Source organism: Methanocella arvoryzae MRE50 (genome assembly GCF_000063445.1).
GTDB classification, from domain to species: domain Archaea; phylum Halobacteriota; class Methanocellia; order Methanocellales; family Methanocellaceae; genus Methanocella_A; species Methanocella_A arvoryzae.
In genome coordinates, this window is record NC_009464.1 from 2,937,154 (window position 1) to 2,959,100 (window position 21,947).

The following is a 21,947-nucleotide window of genomic DNA, read 5'->3' on the forward strand; positions in this document are numbered from 1 at the left end:
CCGGGACGAAATACGTTAGTAAATCGAGACACGTACAGCAGCCGGCGTTAGGCCACAGCCGGGCTACTTTTTCCCGCCCTTCTTCGCGAACTGTTTAAATGCGCTGCCTTTAGGCTTCTGAGCGCCGGCCTTCTTACGGTCGCCTTCGTCTTTATGGCCATAGCCTTTACTATAGCTCCCCTTCTTTGGGTGTCCTGTTCCCTTGCCATGGCCTTTCTCTGCCTTTCTGTCAGGGGCGACCGGCTCGGGGATCTCCGTCAGCCTTATCTGGGGCTTTTCTTCCGCCTTGCTCAGAATTCTCAGGGCTGCGGCCAGTATCGTTGCCGGGTCACCTGAATTGAGCAGGCTCTCAGCGTAGTCCCGGTAAAACGACAGGTCCCTGATCTCTATCTCCCCCCGGATCTTCTCAATCACCGCCTCTATGTTCTTCTCAGTAGACTCAGCGCCGCCGGGGGCGGGCTTACTTGTGATCTGGTGATCGATCGCCTGTTCGATGGCCTCTAAGGCCGTCTTATCCTTCGGCGTGACAAAAGTAGTAGCGGTGCCCGCGTTCCCGGCCCTGCCCGTGCGGCCGATCCTGTGCACGTAGCTATCCGGATCCCGGGGTATGTCGAAGTTATAGACGTGGGTGACGCCCTGGATATCCAGCCCTCTTGCAGCGACGTCGGTCGCGACCAGAATGCTGACTTCGCCGGCCTTGAACTTGTCCAGTGTGTTCTCCCGCTGGTACTGGAGCAAATCCCCGTGGAGGCCCAGCGCGTGATAACCCCGCTCCACGAGGGCTTTAGCCAGTTCCCCTACCCTGATCCGGGTCGCGACGAACACGATGGCCAGCTCCGGCTTTTCCTGGTCGAGCAGGCGCGTGAGCGCCTCAAACTTTTGCTTCTCTGGCATCTCGATGTAGTACTGCACTGTGGTGGGCACAGTGATGCCCTCTTCCTCAAATTCGATCAGTTCAGGGTCTTTCAGGTACTTCCGGGCAAGCATCTGCACCGGGGGCGACAGCGTGGCTGAAAACAGCAGCGTCTGGCGCCTTTCGGGCAGCTTTTTGAGAATTTTTTCGGCCTCGTCGATGAACCCCATGTCGAGCATCTTATCGGCTTCGTCGAGGACAGCGATCCGGATATCGCTGGTCCTGACATACTCCCGCCTCATGTGCTCCAGCAGGCGGCCCGGGGTACCCACGACGATGTGTGGCAGTTCCTCCAGGGCTTTAACCTGCGACCTGAAGTCCTGGCCGCCATAGATGGCGACAGAGCGAATGCCTCTGACCTTGCCTATCCGGGTCAGCTCTTCTGCCACCTGTACTGCCAGTTCTCTCGTCGGCACCACTACCAGGCCCTGTACGCCTTTCGAGGTCGGCCTGATGGCCTCCACCATCGGAATGCCGAACGCAGCCGTCTTACCCGTGCCTGTGCGGGCCTGACCTATCAGGTCTTTTCCTTCCATGGCCAGGGGTATCGCCTGCTCCTGAATGGGGGTGGCTTCTTCGAAGCCCATTTCATGGACTGCTCTAACGATGCTGGGGGTGAGGTTTAACTCCGTAAACTTGACCATCTGGTAAAACTCCCTTCTCCGGCTGCGGCCGATCGCAGTACGGCAACTGATCTTAAGCGGCGTGATACATTCTGCACTCGTCGCAGTTCCGGTGTCTCCTGCACTTTGCTTTTAGACGGGGGCAGTTTTACCGGATCATTCATGATAAGTGGCCCGGGTGAAACGTATAAATAGTTATCCTGTGCCGGCTCCCTGGCGGTCTCTGCCCTCCCGGCTCTCGCCAGTCTCCAGCACACAGGATCTCGCTTATAATCAGCCTTAATATTATCAAGTGCAGGGTTTCAGCAATATTGGAACTTGCAGCCGACTAACAGGGGGACTGACATTTGCTGCGCTTTAAGACTGTGAGCTGCCTCGACAAAGCGTGTACGGGGCTGGAAGCCTTCAGCCTGCTCGCACCGGCCGGGTGGGATTTCGAGGGAGGCATCAGGTGGTCGGTCGACGATACTATGATGCCTTCGACCAGCGGCTTCAAGATAGCCGGTGACGGGGTAGAGATGCAGTTTCTTCCAGGCCAGGCGTTCGTCTGGACCAGCCTGCCTCAAATCCTGCTTACTCATCCTGCAGGCACCAGGTATCTGGGCGCAACTCTCTGCCCCTTGCTCGACTCCTCCGAGTTTCTCCACCAGATCATGCTGCCGGCTCTCAGGCCTGGGCTTGACGATCTCGCCATAATCCGGGATATCCAGCCTGTCCGTATGGAGAGCACGCTAGGGTTCGAAACTACTTTGAGGTCCAGCGGCGGCTCAGCTTCCTCGTCGGGGGCGGGAATCAGGGTCAGATACCGGAGCCAGGGTAAACGGTATGAGGAGGCTCTCTATTGTACTGTGACTACGTTCATATTCAAAATCCCTGTCGGCAGCGCTTTTATCGAGTGTATCTTCTGGATGGCAGATAACCTCGTCTCAATCAGGGCCGAGCCCGGCAGGCTTGACGGACTGAAAGGCCTTTTGCAGACCATCCTGTACTCGTTCCGGTTTAACCCCCTGTGGGTGGAGAAAGCTAACCGGATCGGCATTTTCCTGAAAGACCACCAGATGAACAAGCCGTACAGCTTGCGACAACTCGGCAGGGAGATCGATGAAGCGGCGATTCCGGGTGCAGGCGGTTTACAGGCCGGCAGGCTTAAAGAATCCGGCTACCGGTGGATAGCGGACAGCCTCTGTGGTACCAGCGCCTCGGGGGAATACTATGATCCCATCCAGCAGATCTGCGTACGGTTGCCTTCCGGCTTCGAACAGGCCTGGGCGAGCGATCTTGGGGAATACCTGCTATCTAACAGTGAGGACCGGATCGAAGACTCAGGCCTCGCAGGTGCCTGGAAGATCATGGAGTCCATCAGCCTGGAATCTGCCGCAGGCAGGCCGTCAGCTACTTCGGCAACCTGTGCATGAAACCGGCATGCGCGCTACTATCGTCATCGCAATACCCGGAATCCGTGGCAGACCAGCGGATCAGGGCCTAACCACCTCAAAAACTATTTATCGCTCCGGAGATTGTTAAGGATAGATATCCTATGGATCTAATCATATTCTTCCTGAGCTTCGTAGTCATCCTGATCGGATGCGAGCTCTTTACTAACGGCGTCGAGTGGACAGGGCGGCGCTTCAAGTTATCAGAAGGTGCTGTGGGCAGCGTCCTCGCTGCCGTCGGCACCGCGCTGCCCGAGACTATAGTGCCGCTGATCGCCATCCTGACCATCGGGGGCCATGCCGGAGAAGAGATTGGTGTAGGCGCTATCCTCGGCGCACCCTTCATGCTGGCGACCCTTGCCCTGTTCGTCTGCGGCCTCTCCGTCCTGATGTTCCAGCGCAGGCGGGGCACTAAGACGCTGCATGTAAACGGAACGCTAATCCGCCGCGACCTGAAATTTTTCCTGCTCGCATACGGACTGGCCGCAATCGCTGCGCTCGTCCCGCCACAGTTTGATCTTTTCAAGTGGATTCTGGGCCTGGGTCTAGTACCCCTGTACCTCGTCTACGTTTTATACACTATGAAGACCGGGGAAACTGTGGGCGAAAGCGATGAGGACATGAAAGCACTCTACCTGGACAACGTCATCCGGAGGTGCACCGGCAAGTCGGGCAAGCCCGTGGAGTGTCCCACGGACGTGAACGTCGCCGACCTGAAAAAGACACTGACAGAGGCAGAGCCGTCCACCCTGCTCATCATTTTGCAGGTGCTGGCCTCGCTGGGCCTCATCATCGTAGGTGCCAACATGTTCGTAGGCCAGATCAAGGATATCGCTGCCTTCCTGGGCATCAATCCCCTCATCCTGGCGCTGATCATCGCCCCCATCGCCACGGAGCTGCCGGAAAAGTTCAACAGCCTGCTCTGGATCAGGGAAAAGAAAGATACCTTTGCCATAGGCAACATTACCGGGGCCATGGTCTTCCAGAGCTGCATCCCGGTCACGATAGGCATACTGCTGACCGGCTGGCACCTTAACACCGCAGACAAGGTCGGCCTGTTGCAGGGTGCGGCGATCGCCATCGCGCTGCTGTCCGCGATCATCCTCTATATAGAGTCGAGTCATAAGGAGATCAAAATGTCCGGCCTGATGATCGGCGGCCTGCTATATCTGGTGTTCATCGGGCTGGTCCTGCTGCTAATCTGAGCAGAGGCCGATAATGCTGTAAACGTGGAGCTATCATCATGGAAGAGCTGAAATACACAAAACTGCTGGTGCCGACCGACGGCTCGGACTATTCCTGTAAAGCGGCGGAACATGCAGCCTACCTTGCCCGATCGCTTGGAGCAAAGATCTACATCCTCAACGTGGTCAACGTCGACCTCGCCTTCAGATCCGGGATCCATTATGCGGAGGGTATGACCGAACTCCGGCAGGCAGGAAATGAAGCCACTGGCCGGATTCGCCAGATCTGCGAGAAATATGGTGTCGAATGCGAAGAGTTCATCCTCAAAGGCCAGCCCGCTGATACGATCGTGCGTGTCTCCAGAGAGATATGCGCGAGCTGCATCGTCATCGGCTCGATCGGCACTTCTGCCATCGAGCGGGTGCTCATAGGCAGCACCTCTGAAAAAGTGATGAGGCACGCCCCCTGTCCCGTCCTGCTGGTCAGGCATCGATAGCCGGTTCCGGCAGTTCGCAGGTAACAGATTTCTATCCGCACAATGGCGCTCATGCTGACGGGGCAGAAGGGGCGCCAGCACTATTTTTCACGCGCGAATACTTACAATCACTGTAGAGAGAGTTGATAAACCATCAACTGTATAGCTAGTTATATACGGTGGAAATAAATGTCAAAAAACAGCATACAGGACTTGCGAAAATTCGTTGCTCCCGAGTTCATCTTCAGCGCCGGGGCAATGAGGCTGGCAGGCCGCTATGCTAAAAACTTCGGCGGCAGCAAGGTCCTGCTCGCGACCTATAAAAACTGCATTAGATACAGTCTCACCGGCCGGGTAATCGAAAGTCTTGAGGAGGCCGGCCTGCAGGCATTACTGCGGTCCGTCGGTCTCGATCGAAGCCCCGGCAGCGTCGGCGTAAGCGAAGGGACCTCCGGCTCCTGTCGGCTAAAGCCATTGTCGATCCGTGCATGGTCACGAACCCTCGCCGCCTCAGCCTCGATGATCTCCGGGTGATTTATAGAAATGCCCTCTGAACCCTATACAGACGAAGGCTACCACTCTCTTCGCGATAAGATCATTGGACTGGGGGAGCGCTCTTTCCGAAAGAGCTACTATCCGGAGCTACAGCGCCGGCTGGCAGACCTGGAGCAGTTCCGTGCACTGCTGGACGAGAGCAACGACGCGATCTTCCTCATCAACATGGAAAGCGGGCGGTTTGCCGACGTGAGCGGCTCTGCCTGCCGACAGCTCGGCTATAGCCGGAACGAGTTCATCACTATGGAACCGGCTAACCTGATCGATCCCGATACCAGGGCGCTCATCCTGCCGCTCTTCACAGGCCAGACCGAACGAATGAACATCGTGACATCGATGCTATGCAAGGACGGCACCCGGATACCCTGCGAGATAGCCATCAGGACCGTCGACTTCAACGGCAAGGCCTTCGCCGTGGCCGTGGCCAGAGACATCACCGATCGCCAGCAGATCGAAGACCAGCTGCGCCAATCTGAAGAGAAGTACCGGGAAATCTTCGACGGGGCCAGCGACGGCATCCTCATCCTGGAGCTCGATACAGGGAACACCATCGACGTCAACAGCACTGCCTGCAGCCTTTTCGGGCTAACCCGGGAAGAGGCAATGCACACAGACTTCCTGCGCCTTTACGCGGGCGACAAATACACCCGGGAGGATATCCTCCGACATTTCAGCGAAATCAGACTTTCCGGCCCAAAGCTGTCCGTCCAGAAGACCCGGACCAGAGACGGCCGGATCTTCTGGGCCGAGTTCAACCTGAAATGCGTGAGAATCCTCGACGGCGACTACATCATGGCCATCGTCCGGGACGTGACCGAGAGGAGGGAAGCAGAGGAAAAGATCAAGGCCTCCCTCCTGGAAAAAGAAGTCATGCTCAAAGAGATCCACCATCGGGTGAAGAACAACCTGCAGGTAGTCTCGAGCCTGCTGAACATCCAGTCCAGGTACGTCACCGACCCAGATGACGCCGAACTGTTCAAAGAAGGCCAGAACCGGGTCCAGGCTATGGCGCTGGTGCATGAAAAGCTTTACCAGTCCAGCGATCTGGCCAGGATCGACTTTTCGTCTTACATTGACAGCCTCATGAAAAACCTGTTCTACTCGTATGCTCTTGGCCGGGATAACATTGTCCTTAACACGGATATCCAGCCCATACTGATGAGCGTCGACGTAGCGGTACCCTGCGGCCTGATCGTCAACGAGCTCATCTCCAACAGCCTGAAGCACGCCTTCCCGGAGGGCCGGGCAGGCGAGATCCAGATCCGTATTTCCGAAGCGGATAGCAAAGTCGTGCTGGAGATCGCCGATAACGGGGTCGGGCTGCCGGCAAACTACGATTTCCACACCTCGGAGTCCCTCGGGTTGCAGCTTGTGAACCTGCTGGTCGAACAGCTCGACGGCAGCATATCTCTCGAACGGCACAAGGGCACAAAGTTCACGATCGCTTTTAGCAGAACATAAGAGGGAATGGCCGGGAAAATAGGGTGGGATGGGCAGGTCCCGGCCACAACTGAAGTATAGGTTGGGGACTGTACTACAACCTGGCCCAGAACCGAGTAGGGCGTGTGTAGTACGAGGGTTTCTGTTACTGATACCTACTTGTCATCAAGGGCTTATATAAGATAACCAAGAGCATGGTGAAAGTATTCCGTTCTCTGGTTGCTCCTGTGTGGTGAGACTGCAAGTCGAACGCTGCGCTGTGCTATTCCTCACAGATTTCACGGATTACGACAGATTCCACAGATTTCTATCGGATTGCACAGATTACGACGGATTTCACAGATAAATAAAAAATATTCTGATCGACTGTCTTATGATTGCTATAGGTGATCGAATAGTATTAGCGTATTCCATCTGTGATATCGAGTAGTAATCTGTGGATTCAGCAGAGAAATCTGTGGAATCAATCGTAATCTGTGGCATCTGTGAGGACTGGCACAGCGCAGCGTTGGTTTTGATGTCTCACGTTATCTGAGCAATCTGGTGGGGTACAGCGCAGCGTTCGTCAGCGTTCATATGAGAACCTGCAAGGGCTATATGCCAAACTATTTGATCGGGACAAATGCCCGAAAGTTCCAGTAATAACTTAAAAAGAGAAGAGATCAGAGCCTCACCAGCACTTTCTCCGGTAAGGGCCGATCGTTGATCCAGTTCCGTACGAGATCTGCGTACAGCTCTGGCTTCTCGAAGCTGAACGTATGTCCGACGCCCTTTACCACATACGCGGTCGCAATCGGCATGGTGGCAGCGATGTCCCTGGCCGACGCCTTCATCATGCCGTACTCCTTTTCGCCGGCCAGGGCCAGCACGGGCACATGAATGTCTTTCAAAGCTGCCGGCAGCTTGTAGGTCATGTTCGCCCTCAGTATCCGGGCCAGCACTTCGCCTCTGGTCTGCCTCGTATCTTCGAAGTATGTCTCGAACATGTCCTCTGGAAGATGGTATGACTTCGCCTGGGCCCGGGCAAACGACCTGTTCCTGGCCAGAGGAACGGTCAGCTTTATCGTGGGATCGAACAGCAGAGGGTGCAGCATCAGGCCAGATCCGGGCACAGGCCTGAGCTCCGGGCTGTTCACTACCGCGTGATCGACAACTTCGGGGGACCTGGCCAGCAGCTCCAGCAATACCTGGGCTCCCAGAGAGATGCCGACGACGTGGGCTTTTCCTCCGTGTGCCCGGGCCTTGATGACCTCCGAGATCAGAGCGGCCGCCCTCTCGTGGTAAAACGGGCCTTCGCTTCTACTCCTGCCATGGTCCGGCAAGTCGGGAACAATGCAGTGATAATCCTGCATCAGCCTCAGTATCTTATCCCACATCCAGCCGCTCATCCCGCCGCCGTGTAAAAAGACGATAGAGGGGGCATTTGCAGTGCCAGATTCATGTATGTATAAGGCCATTATTACTTCACCATAACTCCTGACTCCATATATGCGGTATTCTTTAAATTTCTTTCATGTCATCTCTTCAGGGCCGGCTCGCAGATAGAAATTATTAAAGTGAAGCAGGGGCTATCTGATATGCTAACACAGCAGGATTGAGTGGGGCTCAAGCTATGATCGCAGGCGAATTTGACAGCATTGCTAAAGCATGGGAATGGGCAATCGGCAAGATCTACCGGGAAGGACAGCTCGTTAACACTGAATACGGGGTTAAGGCCAGGATGGTCAACGGTATGCTGCTGGAGATCGCTAATCCCGTGCAGAAGTGGCACCCGAAAGACCCTTTCTGCAGCCCGATGCGCGTCAAGTATTACGTTGAGCAGTTCAAGCGCGAGTCCGCAGGCAAGCATGGCTTTGAGTATACCTACATCGACCGCATGGTTAACTACGAAGGCTTCGATCAGCTGAAATGGATGGCCGAACAGCTCAAGAACAAGCGCTACGACTCAAAGCGGGTGCAGGCGATCACCTGGATACCCCGCGTCGACTGTGCGAAAAAGGAGGATCAGCCATGTTTCCAGCGCATCTGGGTATACCCTTACCAGAACGATACGCTGGATGTCCATATCCACTACCGGTCCTGGGACATGTTCAAAGCCTTTGAAGCCAATCTGATGGCCTTCCAGGAACTGGTAAAGGACGAGCTGACCGGGCCCTCGGGCTTCACTTTAGGCAAGCTCCGGTGCTTCGGGGACAACGTCCACATCTACGAGGACGACTTCCAGGCTGTAGAGGCAGTGCTGAAATAAAAGCGACTCAGCCCCTTATCCAATTCCGAACACTCGCCTGGCATTCTTCTCGCAGACCGCATCTATCGCCACGGAATCTACTCCAGCCAGCCGCATGACGTGGGCTGTTCTGGGCACGCCAAGCACGTCGGTGGGGCTGGATGACATATCTGTATTTATGATCAGCCTGCTGACGTCGTGCTTTTTTACAATCTCTGCGGCAGCGGCAGGGGAGAGCTTGCCCGGCTGTACGGTGAGCCCTGCATTATAGCCTCGATCCACGATCAGCCTGACCGTGTCCGCATCTGCGTGATCGATCACAATTTTGTCCGTATCGAGGGAGAATGTAGACAGGACATTGATGATCTCTCTGGTGATCTGGGCTTTACTGCTTCTTGGGCTGTGAGCGATGATCGGGAGGCTATGCTTCATCGCCAGCTCGATCTGCATCTGGAAGAGGCGGACTTCAAAGGGGTCTCTGGTTTCGAGACCAGTTTCTCCTATGGCTATGGCGCAGCCTTTTTTCAAGTACTCTTCCAGCAGGTTTTCGCATGCCTCCAGGTCGGCAGGCCTGGTCCGGGGGTGAAAGCCCAGGGCTGTATGGACCCGTATGCCCTGTTTGCCCGCTCTCTTCTTTTCCTCCTCCAGGCGATCGAAGTGGTCTCTGAATACGATGCTGGAGCTCATCCTCATCGGGTCATGGGCAAGCGTGATCACATCCGTGATACCGGCGATGGCCATGAGCTCGAAGTCCTCGTAAGGTCTGGTATCTAAGTGTACGTGGGTGTCAATCATGTCCTCTCACCCAGAATTACATGCACTGACTGTTAGTTTATACTCATATAACACTATGTAAGCATCTGGTGCTTGCTCCTATCCTGATTACTTCCTGGATAGTTAATTATATATACACTTAATATATTATAAAGTAGTTAATAGCTAAGCAAGCGGTTATACCTATGACCCAGCAATACCCGAGTCTCCCCGGTACGGTAAAACAGCCATCAGGCGAAGTTTTTTCTACGCTCTCTGCCGAGTTCTCGAATACCATGGACTTCTCAGATTTCTTTGATAGTATCTCAGAGCCGCAACCCTTTCTGACAGTGGTTGTCGATAATCGGGGGACCGTGCGCCTGTTTAACAGAAACGCCGCCGATGTCACTGGCTTTACGCCCGGCTCGATCATCGGGAGGGATGCGGTATCCACGCTGTTCAGCACAGCGCTGCGAGATCAGGCGGAATCTTTACTGCTAAAAGATATAGGCTTGTATGGCGATCTGACCAACATCTACCTCCCATTGCTTACCAGCGCTGGCCATACAGTGCCGGTGACCTGGGATATCAGTGCCATACGGGATGATCAAGGAGCCCTGCTCGGTGCCGTCTGTATCGGGCACTGCAGGCAGAAATCGAAATCCCCGGAGTCATGTACTGCCTACCGTAATCGTGGATGCACATGCTCAAACGGAACCATGCACGCAATTCTGAACCATAATCAGGTCGCAATGGGCTACCTGGAACTGGCGATGGAGCAGGTCCGGCCGGAGAATGAGCTTCGAGGAATGCTGGATCATGCGTATAAAGCGCTTCAGCGCAGCAGCGATCTTACTCTTGGCGCTTACAGGATAAGCCGTGACGCTCCAGCTTTTTGTGAGTCTGGCCGGCAGGCAGACACGGGTAATTCTCAATAAAAAAGGGAAGCGGCATTGCCGCTTCAGGGAGTCTGGTTCAGCAGGTCTGCGTAGAACAGCCGCTGGCCATACTGATCTACACCATAGTTGTCGATCATCAGCTGGGTTTCCTGGCTCTGGAAGTAGTCGATGAGCTTGCTTACCATGGCATAGTTCACGTGGGGGTGCTCCGTCTGGTTGACCGCGATGATGCTGTACTTGTTGATCATGTCGGGGTCGTCCTCCATCAGGATTACCAGCGACAGATTCTTCTGGTTCTTCAGGTAAGTGCCCTTGTCGCTGAGCGTGTAGCCCTGCAGCTGATCGGCCATGCGCAGCGTGTCCGCCATGCCCATGCCGGTCGACTTGTACCAGGTCATGCTGGCGTCGGACGGCTTTTCCAGGCCGGTCTTGTTCCAGAGTTCGCTCTCTTTGTTTGCGGTGCCGGAGTTGTCGCCTCTCGAGACGAATGTGGACTGGCTTTCATAGATCTTCTTGAAGGCCTCAGTGGCACTGGCGCCCTTGATGCCTGCCGGATCGTTCTCCGGGCCCACGATCACGAAGAAGTTGTGGGCAAACTGAGTCCTGTTCCAGCCATGGCCGGCATCCATGAACTTCTGCTCTGCGGCCGGGCTGTGGACGATCAGGAAGTCGACGTCGCCGGTCTCACCGAGCTTTAAGGCTTCACCGGAACCCCTGGACAGGATCTGAATCTCGACGTTGTTCTCCTGCTCGAAGGGAGCGAGGACATAGTCGAGGAGGCCCGTGTCGTACACGCTCGTCGTGGTTGCGAGCTTGATAGTCTGCGGGACAGCTGTCGGCGATGCAATCGGCGTTGCAGTGGCTCCCGGAGTTGGGGTGGGAGTAGTGCAGCCGGATATGGTTACTATCATTGCGATAGCTACTACGGCAATAAATAATACTGCCATGCGCTTGTTAGAAAACATAACAACCTCTCGTCCATGTATATAAATGATTGACCAATAAACCTTTCGTAAGCGTAAATAGTTAACATCACCATAGCATCGACCTGATAGTAAACTTTTAATAGAATCTGAACCAAAATACTAATTTATGTCGACGAACTCAGGGAGAAAGCTGGCCCTTTTTATTTCTGTAATGCTGCTGGCTGTCGCCGCCCTGACTCTTGTTCCCGATACGTGGCTCACAGGAGGCAGCCCGGCCTGCCATTCCTGCCATGAGGCGCAAGCGCCGGCCGATCACATGCTATTCAGGCAAAACTATCTCGGATATAACTCGCTTTGCTCGTTCGCGCCGTTCAGCACGCTCATACTGGCGACAGCAGGCCTGATTATCTTTCTCACCACTTTCCGGTTCAGGTTCGAGCGCTGGGGAAAAGAATACCGCGTCATCGCCTCCTCGGCCTCTTTCGGTATGGCGATCCTGACTCTCGTGCCGTATACCGGACAGTATACCAACCTGATCGGAGGCCACACGCTCTGCCCGGCAGTTCCGATCAGTACCGGCCTGCTGGCCGGCGCGGGCCTCGTATCGCTTGCGGGCTTTATGGTCTGCCCGTTCCTGGTGGCCTGGCGGTGCCGGTGCCCGTCGCTGGAGGCTACGCTGGACGTCTGGCAGTCTCCGCACCGCTCGATCAACAGGCTGATCAGGCTGCTGGTGACCGGAAAGCTGGACAAGGAAGCCATACGCCGGACATATCGATGTACGCTGTGCAACAAGTGCGGGCTCGCCTGGTTTAACCGGCAGGCCCGGAAGATCGCCGTTGGCAAGGGTATTGTTCCATCTCACCTGAGCAATATTCGTAGCGCTGTCCAGGCGACCGGTAACCCTTATGGTGTCATCGCCGACGGAGGGACGATGATCGGCACGAAGTGCGACACTCAAAAGTGTGACACACTCCTGTTCATGGGATGTACAGCCAGGTTCCGGACTCCTGAAATACTGGAAGCGGCAAGGACTCTCCTTGACCAGAGAGGGATTCAGTACCACAGCCTGCCCGACGAGACCTGCTGTGGCTACACGCTCTATAATCTGGGTGACCTGAAGGCTGCATACGAGGCGGTCGATAAAAACATAGCCCGCTTCAGGCAGGAAGGCATTCGCCGGATCATCACCGTATGCCCGGGCTGCTACGAGTCGTTCAGGACTCTCTACCGGGGCAGGGACGGATTTAATCCCGAAATCTTACTGGCAGTCGACCTGCTGAAGGATAAGAAAGTCACAGTTGAGAACGTCATACTGCACGAGCCCTGTCACGCGAAAGGCAGGGGAGAAGTAGTCCGCGGCATCCTGATGGGCGCTGGCGACGAGAGCACCGGCGGCTGCTGTGGGGCAGGCGGCGGGCTCATCTCGTGGGACCGGATGCTCTCCACCTCCCGGGCTATGAAGCTGCAGGAAAACAGTGGCAAGACTGTCATCACCTACTGTCCGCTATGCTATCTGAACTTTAAGCGCGCAAACCCGGACCGCGTTCAGGACCTATATATGCTGATGGCAGCGCATGCGGTGCATGCGGCGGATGAGGCACAGACTGCGAAGGAGGAGTGACCCGATGGATGAAATGCCCTGGCACCCGTTCGGCGATCTCTCCGTCATCCGGAAGTTCCCTAGCAAAAAGAACCACGTATACCTCGTCGATATCGAGGGGAAGCGGATGATCCTGAAACTGTTCACCAGCGATCGCTGTGCCAACGAGTTCCGCGTCCTCAGCCAGGCCTATGATGTAGGCATCCCTGTGCCAAAGCCGTATGAGATGCGGGACCGGGCGATCCTGATGGAGTACGTGGTGGGCAGGACTGTCAACGACCTGGTCGAATCAGGATGCCGCAATGATCTTGTGCTGGGCGTAGCCTCCTGGCTGGCCCGGTTCCACCGGATTTTCATCGACGACGACGGCAAGGTACTGCTCAAGTCGGACGCCATCTTCAAGAACTTCATCGTGGCCGACCGCATCTACGGCATCGACTTTGAGCTGTCCCGGCCGGGCAATCCTGAAGAAGACGTAGGCGAGGCAATCTCCTTTTTATTAGATACCAATCCCATGTTCACCGACGAAAAGATCAGGCTGGCCCGCTCCTTCATCGAAAGGTACGAGGACGAGTCGGGCATCAAGCTGAACGACATCGAGGACAGCATAGCCAAGTCTCTCATCGAGGCCGCCGGCTTCCGCCAGGGCCAGAGGGAACTCCTGCTGAAAAAAGCGAAGGACCTGATCGTGCTCAGGCCCTTCTCAAGATGACGATACCCTGTAGACTATACTCTATAGACTACTATCGGCACTATCATGTCCTCCGGGAGCAATGTGCCATGATTTCCGCCTGATCTGATGTCGTGCACGCCGTGGTCGGCGTAGACAACTACCACTGTCCCGGGGCAGAGCACAGAGTTGATGCAGCCGATGGCGCTATCCGCGTCTATCAAAGCGGCCACTGCCTGTTCGGACTCCGGGCCGAAAGCGTGGGCTTTCTTGTCCGTGTCCTTGAAGTGGACGAATATCATGTTGGTGCCGGACAGGTACTGGCGGATTGCCTCTGCCGTAATCTCGTCGGTTTCACGGGAGTTATGGTTGGTGTCGGGCCGGTAAACAATGTCGTCCCCCAGGAAAACCGGAGAGCTGACTCCGTCTATCCAGACAGCAGACTTACCCTGTGCCTGGAGGCGATCGAGGATCGTGTCTGCGTCAGGTATGCCGATTCTAAAGTCCCCTTTCGTGAGGTTGGACGGCTTACCGGTGACCAGGGCTCTGCTGTTCACCCGTGAGATCGACGGGTATACGCAGGTCGCCTCAATCGGATCTCCCAGCGCCGTAATGTTGTTTATCGTGCCGTTTGCTTTCGCTTTCTGGTATCTCTCGTAGCCCAACGCATCGACATAGTATAGTATGATCTGGCTGGCACTGCCGTTGATCAGCCCTTCGCTGCCTTCTCCTGTCAGCGAATACATGATCGAGGCCGGTATCTCCAGCGACGAGTGTGCAGGCTTATGTGAAGTAGTCACATTGATTCTGCTTGCCGCATACGTTTCCCTGCCATCGTAGATCCTGCCGTCAGGCAGCACCAGGAAGGGCATGTCGTAATCGTACGCATAGGCTTCCTGTCTCCAGTCATACTGGCGTTCGTCGATCGTTACGGCAGTCACCGGGTACAGCCCGTAATAGTACAGGAAGATTTCCAGAGGTATGCCGTTTACCTCGTCGATCGTCTCGTTACAATTCTTCAGGCTGGCGTATACCGACTGGTTGATCGCCATCGAGGGGTCACCCTGCAGGGTCATGGACCAGTCTTTGGCGCTGGCTGTACAGCCTGAAACTGCAGCTACGATAAAAATTGACATGACGGCAAACGCCGTCACTGCCATTCCATTTTTCATCTATGCCACCACGATGGTCTCCACATCAGGCCAGTTCTGTCTGTTCTTGATCTGCGAAGCGAGCTTAATCTTGCCACCGTCCCTTGTCAGGAAGTGGGTGCCCTTGAGAACCTGGTCTCTGCTTATCTCTTCGCCATCTATAGTGACCGTAGTGAAGTCCGTGTACCCTTCTTTCAGCAGGAGGCTCTTCAGGCTGATACCGGTGACTACATATCCAGTCTCGTACTGATAGTTAGTATCCTGATACGTGTAGCCGATTGTTTTCTTGCTCACCGGCATGGTCTCTACGCCATTGTCGAGCATCTGCCCGAACGTGATCTTCTTATCGTTCAGCTTCACGGAGTCTCCCCCGTCGCCAACTACGACTATTGTTTTAATATTTTTAAGCCACGCTGCAATGGGCATGTTACTGCTCAGGACGCGGACAGAGTACTCCATCGGCACAAATACTGTGTCTTCGGTGATCTCCGACCTGTTTAGTATCAGCACGAAATCGTCTGCATACATCACCAGGTAGTCGAATTCCGTCACGCTGTGGGCCTTGAGGAAATCCATGACCGGCGTGCCCGTGGATGGTATTCCTTCTCCGTCCTGGGCTACCAGCGTCTTGACTTCTCTCTGCTTCAGTTTGAAGATGTCGGCCACTGGCACGAACTCATCAGCATGTGTATCGCCGGTGAGCATAATCGTGCCATTGACGTTGACATCCGGAGCCACGACGCTGCCATGTCCTTCATGGCAGTCGCCGCAGTCCGACTCAGGCTGTTGCATAGCCGTGGTGACCGCGTAAGTCCCGATGGCCGCAACCAGCAGGCCTACTACCAGGCCTGCTATGAGAAATTTATAAACCTTCTCCATCGGCATTCACTCACACGATCTTAATCGTAACAAGGTCGCTGACTCTGGTGCCGGAAGGCTGGTCCGCCACGTAGTTCTTCAGGCTGCCATCTTCACCGATCGTGATCAGCGCGTTCGGGTCTGCCCGGATGTCTGCTAAGCTGATGCTCTTGTTGTAGCCGTCCTTTCCGGTGAAGACTGCCTCGAGGGCGCCGCTCTGGATGGCTGCGCTGTCCAGCAGGGCATTCAGCGACGGGCCGGAAATGGCTACAGTTTCATTGCTCTTCTTGTCCACGTAGGACGAGCTGACCTGCGGCAGGGCCCTGAGGTCGTCCAGCGAGAGGTACAGCTTGTTGTCCGTCAGGCCGGTAACTGAGAGTGCCGGCTCTGCTGCCGAACCCTTGATGATCTCGATCTTGGCGGGCATCTTCATCCACATGTTGTTGGTCTCGTTGGGGACGACGATGATGATGGAGTTCTTGTCATTGATGTTGGGCTTCATGACCGTACCGTTCTTCTTGAACGCTACGATCGACTTCTCCAGCTGCTCGGAGGTGTAGACCAGGTTATACCCGTCTGACGCGGCGATCTTGTAGGAAATCTCGCCTTCAGGCAGGCCTGCCTTAGCTACGATGGACGGCAGCGGCACGCCGATGTAGTCGCCGATCGATTCGGTGCCTACCGAGTTAACCGTGTATATGCCGAGAAGCTCTTTGAATTCCATCGCTTTCATGTCTTCATAGGTTACGGTGACCGGAGAGGTCGTGCCTCCGGTGATCTCAATGCTGAAGTCCATCGTGTCGGGCAGCCCGGATTTCAGGCCGCCTGCATTGTCCGCGGTGCCGGACGAGGTGCAGCCAGACAGGGCTGCGGCTGCAACTAGTACTAATACAACCGTTACAATCGTCGATACTCTATAACTTATCATAAGTAAACACCCTCAAACCGTTCTGATTTAAGTGCCTAATCAGTATTACAATAAGTGATAATTAAAGGTATTGTAACTATTATACGTAACATGTAAATTACAAGTGGTTGACTAACCTGACTAATTGTTGTATATATCGATATCGGGTAACGGCAAGAAACCAGTAAACCGGTTGATCAACAGAAGTAGAAAAACGCCGACGCTGAGCAGTATGATCGCTAAATCTACAGCTCTGAAGTGGCTTGTCCGGATAAACGTGCGATGAGGCCTGCACCCGAAGGCCCGGCCTTCCATGGAGATCGCAAGCACATCCACTTTCCCCAGCGCCGAAACGATGAGCGGCTGCAGCGTATACTTTGCCGATCTGAAGACGGCTCCCAGCCCTCCGCCTTCTATGTCCAGCCCTCTGGTCAGCTGAGCCTGGCGTACAGTGCCTGCCTCCGACTCGAACACCGGGATAAACCTGAGAGCCGTCACCAGCATGAACCCGAACCGGTAGGGCACTCCCGCCCGGATCAGCGAATAGGCCAGCTCTCCCGGGTCCGTGGTCAGGACAAAGATGGCGCTGGCAAAGATAATGCTGGCGAACCGCAGGGCCACCACCAGCCCGATGGTAATGCCCATCTCTGTCACATCTATGTTGATTAGACAGAGCGGCACCGAAAAGTAAACTGTTCCACCGGGGTTGAACAGCACCTGGATGATGAATAACAATGCTATGAATGACAGCATGAACTTCGAGATCAGCACGGAGAATGGGGCAGCCGAGCGGGTCATGGCGGCAATTATCATTAGCAGTAGAAGGCTCGCAAACTGCATGGCTATGCTGTCGAACATAAATGTGGCAAAGCTGAACACAGCCAGCACCGCCAGCTTGGTCAGGGGGTTAAGCCTGTGGATGATCGACTTGCCAGCAACGTACCTGATCTTCACGCGAAGCCTCCCGGGAGGTAGTCTGTGAAACCCAGTTTCGAAAGCGCCCTGAAAGCCTCACCAGGGCGGTCATTCACGATGATCTGCCCCTCGTTGAAAAACACTATCCGATCGCAGCACTGGTATGCAACGTCTGCGTCATGGGTGACGAAGATGACTGTCTTACCCTCGGCGCTGAGCTCGCGCAGGTCCTTCGTCATCCGGGCTGCGTTAACCAGATCCTGGCCAACCAGCGGCTCGTCCAGGATCAGCACCTGCGGATCATAGGGCAGCACCGAAGACAGGTTCAGCCGTCGCTTCTCGCCAAAACTCAGCTTCAGCGGATGTCTGTCCGAGTAGCGGGAGAGATCGTATCTGTCGAGAACTGCATTTACCGCGATGCGCTCTTTTTCTGCCGGGTAGCCGAAATTCCTGCAGGCAAAGCCTGCTTCAGCCCTCACCGTGCGCTCGAAGATCTGGTGATTCGGGTTCTGGAACACGAAGCCTGCATAACGGGAAATCTCGGTCACCTTCAGCCGTCTCGTATCCCTGCCCATCACCTTGACAGTGCCCTTTCCCGGCTTGTTGATGCCGGTGATATGCCCGAGAAAAGTCGTCTTGCCAGAGCCGTTTCGGCCCATGATGCCTACGATCTCCCCGCGGCGGGCGGCGAAATCGACGCCCCGGAGCACTTCACGGCCATCGTACCCGAAATGTAAGCCTTCGACCCGGATTGTCTCCTCCTGCCTGTCAGTGGCGTCGACACGTTTACCAGAAGCCTGCGCCGGCGTACCAGCCCTGATGCGATCGATGTACCTGCGGGCAGTGGCCTCCGGTTCGCCGTCAAAGATCACCTTCCCCCGCTCCATGACGATCATTCGATCAGCGAGGCCTGCCACCCGGTCCAGCTTATGCTCGATCACAAGGATGGTCATGTTCTCCCGCTCTTTCAGCCTCCGTATAGCGTGAAAAATGTCTGTGGTCGCCTCCGGATCGAGGCTGGAAGTAGGCTCGTCGAGGATGAGGACGCCCGGGCTCATGGCCAGCATTGAAGCAATGGCTACCCTTTGCTTTTCCCCTCCGGATAGCTCGAATATGCAATTGTTCCTCAGGTGAGACGCTTCTGCCATGGCCAGCGATGTCTCCGTCCTGCGCCTGACCTCCTCCGGAGGCAGTCCGAGGTTCTCCGGGCCAAACGCCACTTCGTCTTCAACTGTCAGGGTGCATAGCTGGGCTTCCGGATCCTGCTGCACGAGGCCGACCATAGTCGCCATCTCTGCCAGGGGCACATCTCTGGTATTTTTCCCGCATACCTCTGCCAGGCCTTCCATTCGGCCATCTATCACGTGGGGTATAAAACCGCCGATGGCCAGGGCGAGAGTTGACTTACCGCAGCCGGAGGGGCCGGTAATGACGACGACTTCACCATGTCTTATGTCGAGGCTGACATCGTCGATCACCGGGCTGTCCGATTCGGGGAACCAGAACTTCAGATTTTTAAGCCTGATCACTGAAGCCTGCTGAGGTAAGTCTGCCATAAGGCTCAGTACACCCTGATCGCTTTGACCTTGTCTACCCACATGCCACCGGCATAGCCTTTCGCCACCAGCCAGATCCTCTCGGGGTCCGACTGCACGGTCAGGATCAGGCTATCATTATTGGCGACGTCCGACAGGTTGAAGGTCTGGTAGTAGCCGTCAGAGCCCACTATATCTATTTTAGTCGCAGTATCCTTGACCCGGGCATCCTCAAGCAGGTAGCTGACTGGCAGGCCTGTGTAGTCCTGTGCCGGGAAATGCTTGTACTGGCCGTCGAGCTTGGCATTGATGGTGATGTAGTGGCTTACCAGCGAGGGCACGTGGTAGTCTTTGTCATAGGCTATGCTGCCAGTCACCATCACCGTCATCGGGTCATCCCTCATCTGCACCAGCGCGAAGTAGTAGATTGCCGAGAAGGCGATGAGCAGCAGGCAGATCAGGGCAAAAGCCTTGGGCAGGCTGAACGTCCAGGCTTTTTTCTCCTTCTTTTCCTCCGCTCGCCTGATAATGCCGGCATCCCTGAGGTTATCCATGATACCCCCGGTGAAGAACCCGGCGAAGACCACGCCCGAGATGATCGAAAGCAGGCTGACTGCCCCGAACAGGAAGATATTGTCATACGCCTGGTAAGCGATCTGGAACGTGAGCACGTTAGCGAACGATCCCAGGCCGCCAGCAATCATGTACGCCAGCCCTTTGTACTTGCGGAAAGGCCAGTAGCCCAGCTCGGTGAAGATGCCTTCCACGAGTGACAGGATTATGACAAATACACCCAGCCTGCTGCCGCTGATGAACTCCACGAAGCCCTTGATGAGCCCTCCCATCGCTCCGGCGCCCTTTTTACCCGTTATGGCGATGATCAGCACCATCCACAGGATGTGCAGGCCTCCGACAATCTGGCCTGCGCCATAAGGTACTCCCATGATGTGGTTGACCAGGTTGCCCAGGTAGCCGACATAGGTAGACATGACTCCGCCGAGGGCCGCCAGCACGGCGATCACCAGCAGATCACGGGTAGAATAATAATACCTGTTCTTCTTTTCCATCGGTATCACGCAATCGATTATAGTTAACAATATCTTTTTATGCAAATACCTATACCAATAACGCTTAATATAAAGGTTTTGAGGGGCTGACATGATTGCAGAGCAGTGGGTGCTGGCCGCAGGGGCGGCAATATTCGTAGCAACAATAATCGCTATCCGATTTCACCTCGATCGGCTCGTTCCCTGGATCGCTTCATCCGGCTGCGCTGCAATCCTCCTCGCCCTTCTCTTCCGACTTATTGCTACGGGACGAGTTCCCTGGGCATCGCTATCCGAGTCGGCTGCACTGCTGGCGCTAATTGTCAGCGTGGCGGCTGTAATATCCATACTAAAGGATATGCCCCGGCCAATGAGCTATTTCCTCGTTATTGTGGCCGCTACGCTCGCCGCATTCTCCGCGGCGTCGTGGGAAGCTCCCGGTACTCTGCCGGTCTCATTGCAAAGCGAGTGGCTGCTTGTCCACGTTCCTATCGCCATTGTTTCCTACGGATTGTTCGCATGCTCAGCTGCAGCATCAGCCGCATACCTTTACTACATGGTGAAACGCCCCTCCGAGTCTGCCAAAACCGCCCGGCTTGACAGGCTTTCGATAACCTGTATTACCGTCGGACTGCTCTTGCTGGTAATAGCCATAATCATGGGCTCGTTATGGGCAAAAGCCGCGTGGGGATCGTACTGGTCATGGGATCCCAAAGAAACCTGGTCGCTGATCACGGCCATTGTCTACGGGGCCTACCTCGTGCTAAGACGGGCCGGCATGAAGGGCGAAGAGGCCGCATACGTTTCCCTCATCGGTTTCGGGTGTGTCATCTTCACCTACCTCGGCGTCTCGTACATTATCCCCGGACTCCATAGCTATGCATAGGGAATAAAAAATATATATGATGGGCGATGCAGTGATTAACGATGCGTCTCCTCTGTTTTTCAGACATCCACGGCAACGTAGCCGCAGTAAAACGCCTGATCAAAGACGTCAGAGCCCGTCGCGCCCGTTACGACGCCGTAGTCGTCGCAGGAGACCTGACCAACTTCTCGGTCACCCGCGACCAGCAGGAATCCCAGGAAGCCCTGGATACCATCCTGCAGTTGCTGACTGCCGAGTTCGGCAACGTCATGTATGTCCCCGGTAACCGGGACTATCTCGGCCGGGGCAAAAAGCGCCTGTCGTTAACCCACTACAAGGGCATGATGATCGAAGAAGGCAAGAAATACTACCTCGGCCCCAGGCTGCCAATCACGACCACGCCGGAGCTGTCGGATAAAAACACGATCCTGATCCAGCACAGCAACGTCGTCTACGAAGGCGGCTTCAAGCGCAGGTCCGTTGTCTGCAAAGACGCCCTCCTCCACATCGTCGGCCACACCCACACGGGCATCGTCTCCGGCAACTACCTTAACACCGGCTTCCTCTACCGGGACGACTCCAACGGGGCAGAGCCTATGATGGGCGGGTACTTCGAAGTGGAAATCACCAACAGGGCGGTCACCTACACTTTCTTCCCCCTCGGGCCGATCAAGCGCAGGGACCTGAAGTGCGCGGGCTTCAAAGGGTCCATGTACTCGCCGCACGGGTATGCGTTCCCGGTTAAACTGGCTGTAAAATAGATTGCTCTGGTGCCTTATGCCATGCTATCTCTGTACTCGTGAACGTACACGAACGCTGCGCTGTGCAAAACCTCACAGATTCCACGGATTGAAACAGAATCCACAGATCACGACCGATTGCACAGATGACGCAGAATCTGATGATTCTGATCGATTTCCCAGATAAATAAAAAATTTCCTGATTGACTATCTTGTGATTGCTATCGGTGA

Annotated in this window: 21 protein-coding genes; 11 read left to right on the forward strand and 10 right to left on the reverse strand. The window is 55.3% G+C overall.

What is annotated here, in order from left to right:
* Positions 1–63: 63 nt before the first annotated feature.
* Entirely contained in the window at positions 64–1,557 is a 1,494-nt protein-coding gene (locus tag RCI_RS14385) for a DEAD/DEAH box helicase (RefSeq protein ID WP_012037175.1), read from the reverse strand.
* Between the two features lie 326 nt (positions 1,558–1,883).
* On the opposite strand from RCI_RS14385, the gene RCI_RS14390 reads away from it, so the two are divergent.
* The 5 genes from RCI_RS14390 (at position 1,884) to RCI_RS14415 (ending at position 6,645) form a co-directional block, all read left to right on the forward strand.
* On the forward strand, positions 1,884–2,951 hold the full coding sequence (locus tag RCI_RS14390) for a hypothetical protein (RefSeq protein ID WP_012037176.1): 1,068 nt from the start codon (positions 1,884–1,886) through the stop codon (positions 2,949–2,951).
* A 122-nt stretch (positions 2,952–3,073) separates the two neighbouring features.
* Positions 3,074–4,174 (forward strand): sodium:calcium antiporter, encoded by a 1,101-nt coding sequence (locus RCI_RS14395; RefSeq protein ID WP_012037177.1) that lies wholly within the window; start codon positions 3,074–3,076, stop codon positions 4,172–4,174.
* Positions 4,175–4,212: 38 nt separating this feature from the next.
* Positions 4,213–4,650, forward strand: a complete 438-nt coding sequence (locus tag RCI_RS14400; protein WP_012037178.1) for a universal stress protein — start codon at positions 4,213–4,215, stop codon at positions 4,648–4,650.
* 168 nt (positions 4,651–4,818) lie between these two features.
* Entirely contained in the window at positions 4,819–5,163 is a 345-nt protein-coding gene (locus tag RCI_RS17280) for a hypothetical protein (protein WP_048198715.1), read from the forward strand.
* Positions 5,164–5,172: 9 nt separating this feature from the next.
* On the forward strand, positions 5,173–6,645 hold the full coding sequence (locus tag RCI_RS14415) for a sensor histidine kinase (RefSeq protein ID WP_012037179.1): 1,473 nt from the start codon (positions 5,173–5,175) through the stop codon (positions 6,643–6,645).
* Positions 6,646–7,286: 641 nt separating this feature from the next.
* Here RCI_RS14415 and RCI_RS14420 read toward each other — a convergent pair.
* Positions 7,287–8,081, reverse strand: coding sequence for an alpha/beta fold hydrolase (locus RCI_RS14420; RefSeq protein WP_012037180.1), 795 nt, complete (start codon positions 8,079–8,081; stop codon positions 7,287–7,289).
* A gap of 155 nt (positions 8,082–8,236) precedes the next feature.
* On the opposite strand from RCI_RS14420, the gene RCI_RS14425 reads away from it, so the two are divergent.
* Positions 8,237–8,872 carry a thymidylate synthase gene (locus RCI_RS14425; protein WP_048198717.1) on the forward strand — a complete coding sequence of 212 codons (636 nt, stop codon included), beginning with the start codon at positions 8,237–8,239 and terminating at the stop codon, positions 8,870–8,872.
* Between the two features lie 15 nt (positions 8,873–8,887).
* Here the strand turns inward: RCI_RS14425 and RCI_RS14430 are convergent, their stop codons facing one another.
* Positions 8,888–9,646, reverse strand: a complete 759-nt coding sequence (locus tag RCI_RS14430) for a TatD family hydrolase (RefSeq protein WP_012037182.1) — start codon at positions 9,644–9,646, stop codon at positions 8,888–8,890.
* A 164-nt stretch (positions 9,647–9,810) separates the two neighbouring features.
* Between RCI_RS14430 and RCI_RS14435 the strand changes: the two genes are divergently transcribed.
* Entirely contained in the window at positions 9,811–10,542 is a 732-nt protein-coding gene (locus RCI_RS14435) for a PAS domain-containing protein (RefSeq protein ID WP_012037183.1), read from the forward strand.
* A gap of 23 nt (positions 10,543–10,565) precedes the next feature.
* On the opposite strand, the gene RCI_RS14440 is transcribed toward RCI_RS14435, so the two are convergent.
* The gene (locus RCI_RS14440; protein WP_012037184.1) at positions 10,566–11,468 is read right to left on the reverse strand and encodes a substrate-binding domain-containing protein; all 903 of its coding nucleotides are present in this window, start codon (positions 11,466–11,468) and stop codon (positions 10,566–10,568) included.
* A gap of 127 nt (positions 11,469–11,595) precedes the next feature.
* Between RCI_RS14440 and RCI_RS14445 the strand changes: the two genes are divergently transcribed.
* Together RCI_RS14445 and RCI_RS14450 are read left to right on the forward strand one after the other, a co-directional pair.
* Positions 11,596–13,050: a (Fe-S)-binding protein gene (locus RCI_RS14445; RefSeq protein WP_012037185.1), complete on the forward strand. Its 1,455-nt coding sequence runs from the start codon at positions 11,596–11,598 to the stop codon at positions 13,048–13,050.
* Between the two features lie 4 nt (positions 13,051–13,054).
* Positions 13,055–13,741, forward strand: a complete 687-nt coding sequence (locus RCI_RS14450) for a phosphotransferase (protein ID WP_012037186.1) — start codon at positions 13,055–13,057, stop codon at positions 13,739–13,741.
* 14 nt (positions 13,742–13,755) lie between these two features.
* Here the strand turns inward: RCI_RS14450 and RCI_RS14455 are convergent, their stop codons facing one another.
* The 6 genes from RCI_RS14455 to RCI_RS14480 all read right to left on the reverse strand — a co-directional run bounded on the left by RCI_RS14455 (position 13,756) and on the right by RCI_RS14480 (position 20,132).
* A complete protein-coding gene (locus RCI_RS14455; RefSeq protein WP_012037187.1) occupies positions 13,756–14,871 on the reverse strand; it encodes an alkaline phosphatase family protein in 1,116 nt (371 codons plus the stop codon).
* Positions 14,872–15,729, reverse strand: a complete 858-nt coding sequence (locus tag RCI_RS14460; protein WP_148266648.1) for a hypothetical protein — start codon at positions 15,727–15,729, stop codon at positions 14,872–14,874. It abuts the gene before it with no gap.
* 10 nt (positions 15,730–15,739) lie between these two features.
* Positions 15,740–16,636, reverse strand: a complete 897-nt coding sequence (locus RCI_RS14465; protein WP_012037189.1) for a hypothetical protein — start codon at positions 16,634–16,636, stop codon at positions 15,740–15,742.
* Positions 16,637–16,756: 120 nt separating this feature from the next.
* A complete protein-coding gene (locus RCI_RS14470) occupies positions 16,757–17,569 on the reverse strand; it encodes an energy-coupling factor transporter transmembrane component T family protein (RefSeq protein WP_012037190.1) in 813 nt (270 codons plus the stop codon).
* On the reverse strand, positions 17,566–19,086 hold the full coding sequence (locus RCI_RS14475; RefSeq protein ID WP_012037191.1) for an ABC transporter ATP-binding protein: 1,521 nt from the start codon (positions 19,084–19,086) through the stop codon (positions 17,566–17,568). The genes RCI_RS14470 and RCI_RS14475 overlap by 4 nt, the downstream gene beginning before the upstream one ends.
* Positions 19,087–19,091: 5 nt before the next feature.
* Positions 19,092–20,132, reverse strand: coding sequence for an ECF transporter S component (locus RCI_RS14480; protein ID WP_148266649.1), 1,041 nt, complete (start codon positions 20,130–20,132; stop codon positions 19,092–19,094).
* A 91-nt stretch (positions 20,133–20,223) separates the two neighbouring features.
* Here RCI_RS14480 and RCI_RS14485 point away from each other — a divergent pair, with 91 nt between their 5' ends.
* Both RCI_RS14485 and RCI_RS14490 read left to right on the forward strand, forming a co-directional pair.
* Positions 20,224–20,997, forward strand: coding sequence for a cytochrome c biogenesis protein (locus RCI_RS14485; RefSeq protein WP_012037193.1), 774 nt, complete (start codon positions 20,224–20,226; stop codon positions 20,995–20,997).
* A 41-nt stretch (positions 20,998–21,038) separates the two neighbouring features.
* Complete coding sequence (locus RCI_RS14490; RefSeq protein ID WP_012037194.1) at positions 21,039–21,737, forward strand: metallophosphoesterase family protein; 699 nt, start codon at positions 21,039–21,041, stop codon at positions 21,735–21,737.
* Positions 21,738–21,947 lie beyond the last annotated feature (210 nt).

Coding starts and splice junctions, on each gene's coding strand:
- RCI_RS14385 (WP_012037175.1), bottom strand. CDS start 1,557: ATGGTCAAGTTTACGGAGTTAAACCTCACCCCCAGCATCGTTAGAGCA.
- RCI_RS14395 (WP_012037177.1), top strand. CDS start 3,074: ATGGATCTAATCATATTCTTCCTGAGCTTCGTAGTCATCCTGATCGGA.
- RCI_RS14400 (WP_012037178.1), top strand. CDS start 4,213: ATGGAAGAGCTGAAATACACAAAACTGCTGGTGCCGACCGACGGCTCG.
- RCI_RS17280 (WP_048198715.1), top strand. CDS start 4,819: ATGTCAAAAAACAGCATACAGGACTTGCGAAAATTCGTTGCTCCCGAG.
- RCI_RS14415 (WP_012037179.1), top strand. CDS start 5,173: ATGCCCTCTGAACCCTATACAGACGAAGGCTACCACTCTCTTCGCGAT.
- RCI_RS14420 (WP_012037180.1), bottom strand. CDS start 8,081: ATGGCCTTATACATACATGAATCTGGCACTGCAAATGCCCCCTCTATC.
- RCI_RS14425 (WP_048198717.1), top strand. CDS start 8,237: ATGATCGCAGGCGAATTTGACAGCATTGCTAAAGCATGGGAATGGGCA.
- RCI_RS14430 (WP_012037182.1), bottom strand. CDS start 9,646: ATGATTGACACCCACGTACACTTAGATACCAGACCTTACGAGGACTTC.
- RCI_RS14435 (WP_012037183.1), top strand. CDS start 9,811: ATGACCCAGCAATACCCGAGTCTCCCCGGTACGGTAAAACAGCCATCA.
- RCI_RS14440 (WP_012037184.1), bottom strand. CDS start 11,468: ATGTTTTCTAACAAGCGCATGGCAGTATTATTTATTGCCGTAGTAGCT.
- RCI_RS14445 (WP_012037185.1), top strand. CDS start 11,596: ATGTCGACGAACTCAGGGAGAAAGCTGGCCCTTTTTATTTCTGTAATG.
- RCI_RS14450 (WP_012037186.1), top strand. CDS start 13,055: ATGGATGAAATGCCCTGGCACCCGTTCGGCGATCTCTCCGTCATCCGG.
- RCI_RS14455 (WP_012037187.1), bottom strand. CDS start 14,871: ATGAAAAATGGAATGGCAGTGACGGCGTTTGCCGTCATGTCAATTTTT.
- RCI_RS14460 (WP_148266648.1), bottom strand. CDS start 15,729: ATGGAGAAGGTTTATAAATTTCTCATAGCAGGCCTGGTAGTAGGCCTG.
- RCI_RS14465 (WP_012037189.1), bottom strand. CDS start 16,636: ATGATAAGTTATAGAGTATCGACGATTGTAACGGTTGTATTAGTACTA.
- RCI_RS14475 (WP_012037191.1), bottom strand. CDS start 19,086: ATGGCAGACTTACCTCAGCAGGCTTCAGTGATCAGGCTTAAAAATCTG.
- RCI_RS14480 (WP_148266649.1), bottom strand. CDS start 20,132: ATGGAAAAGAAGAACAGGTATTATTATTCTACCCGTGATCTGCTGGTG.
- RCI_RS14485 (WP_012037193.1), top strand. CDS start 20,224: ATGATTGCAGAGCAGTGGGTGCTGGCCGCAGGGGCGGCAATATTCGTA.
- RCI_RS14490 (WP_012037194.1), top strand. CDS start 21,039: ATGCGTCTCCTCTGTTTTTCAGACATCCACGGCAACGTAGCCGCAGTA.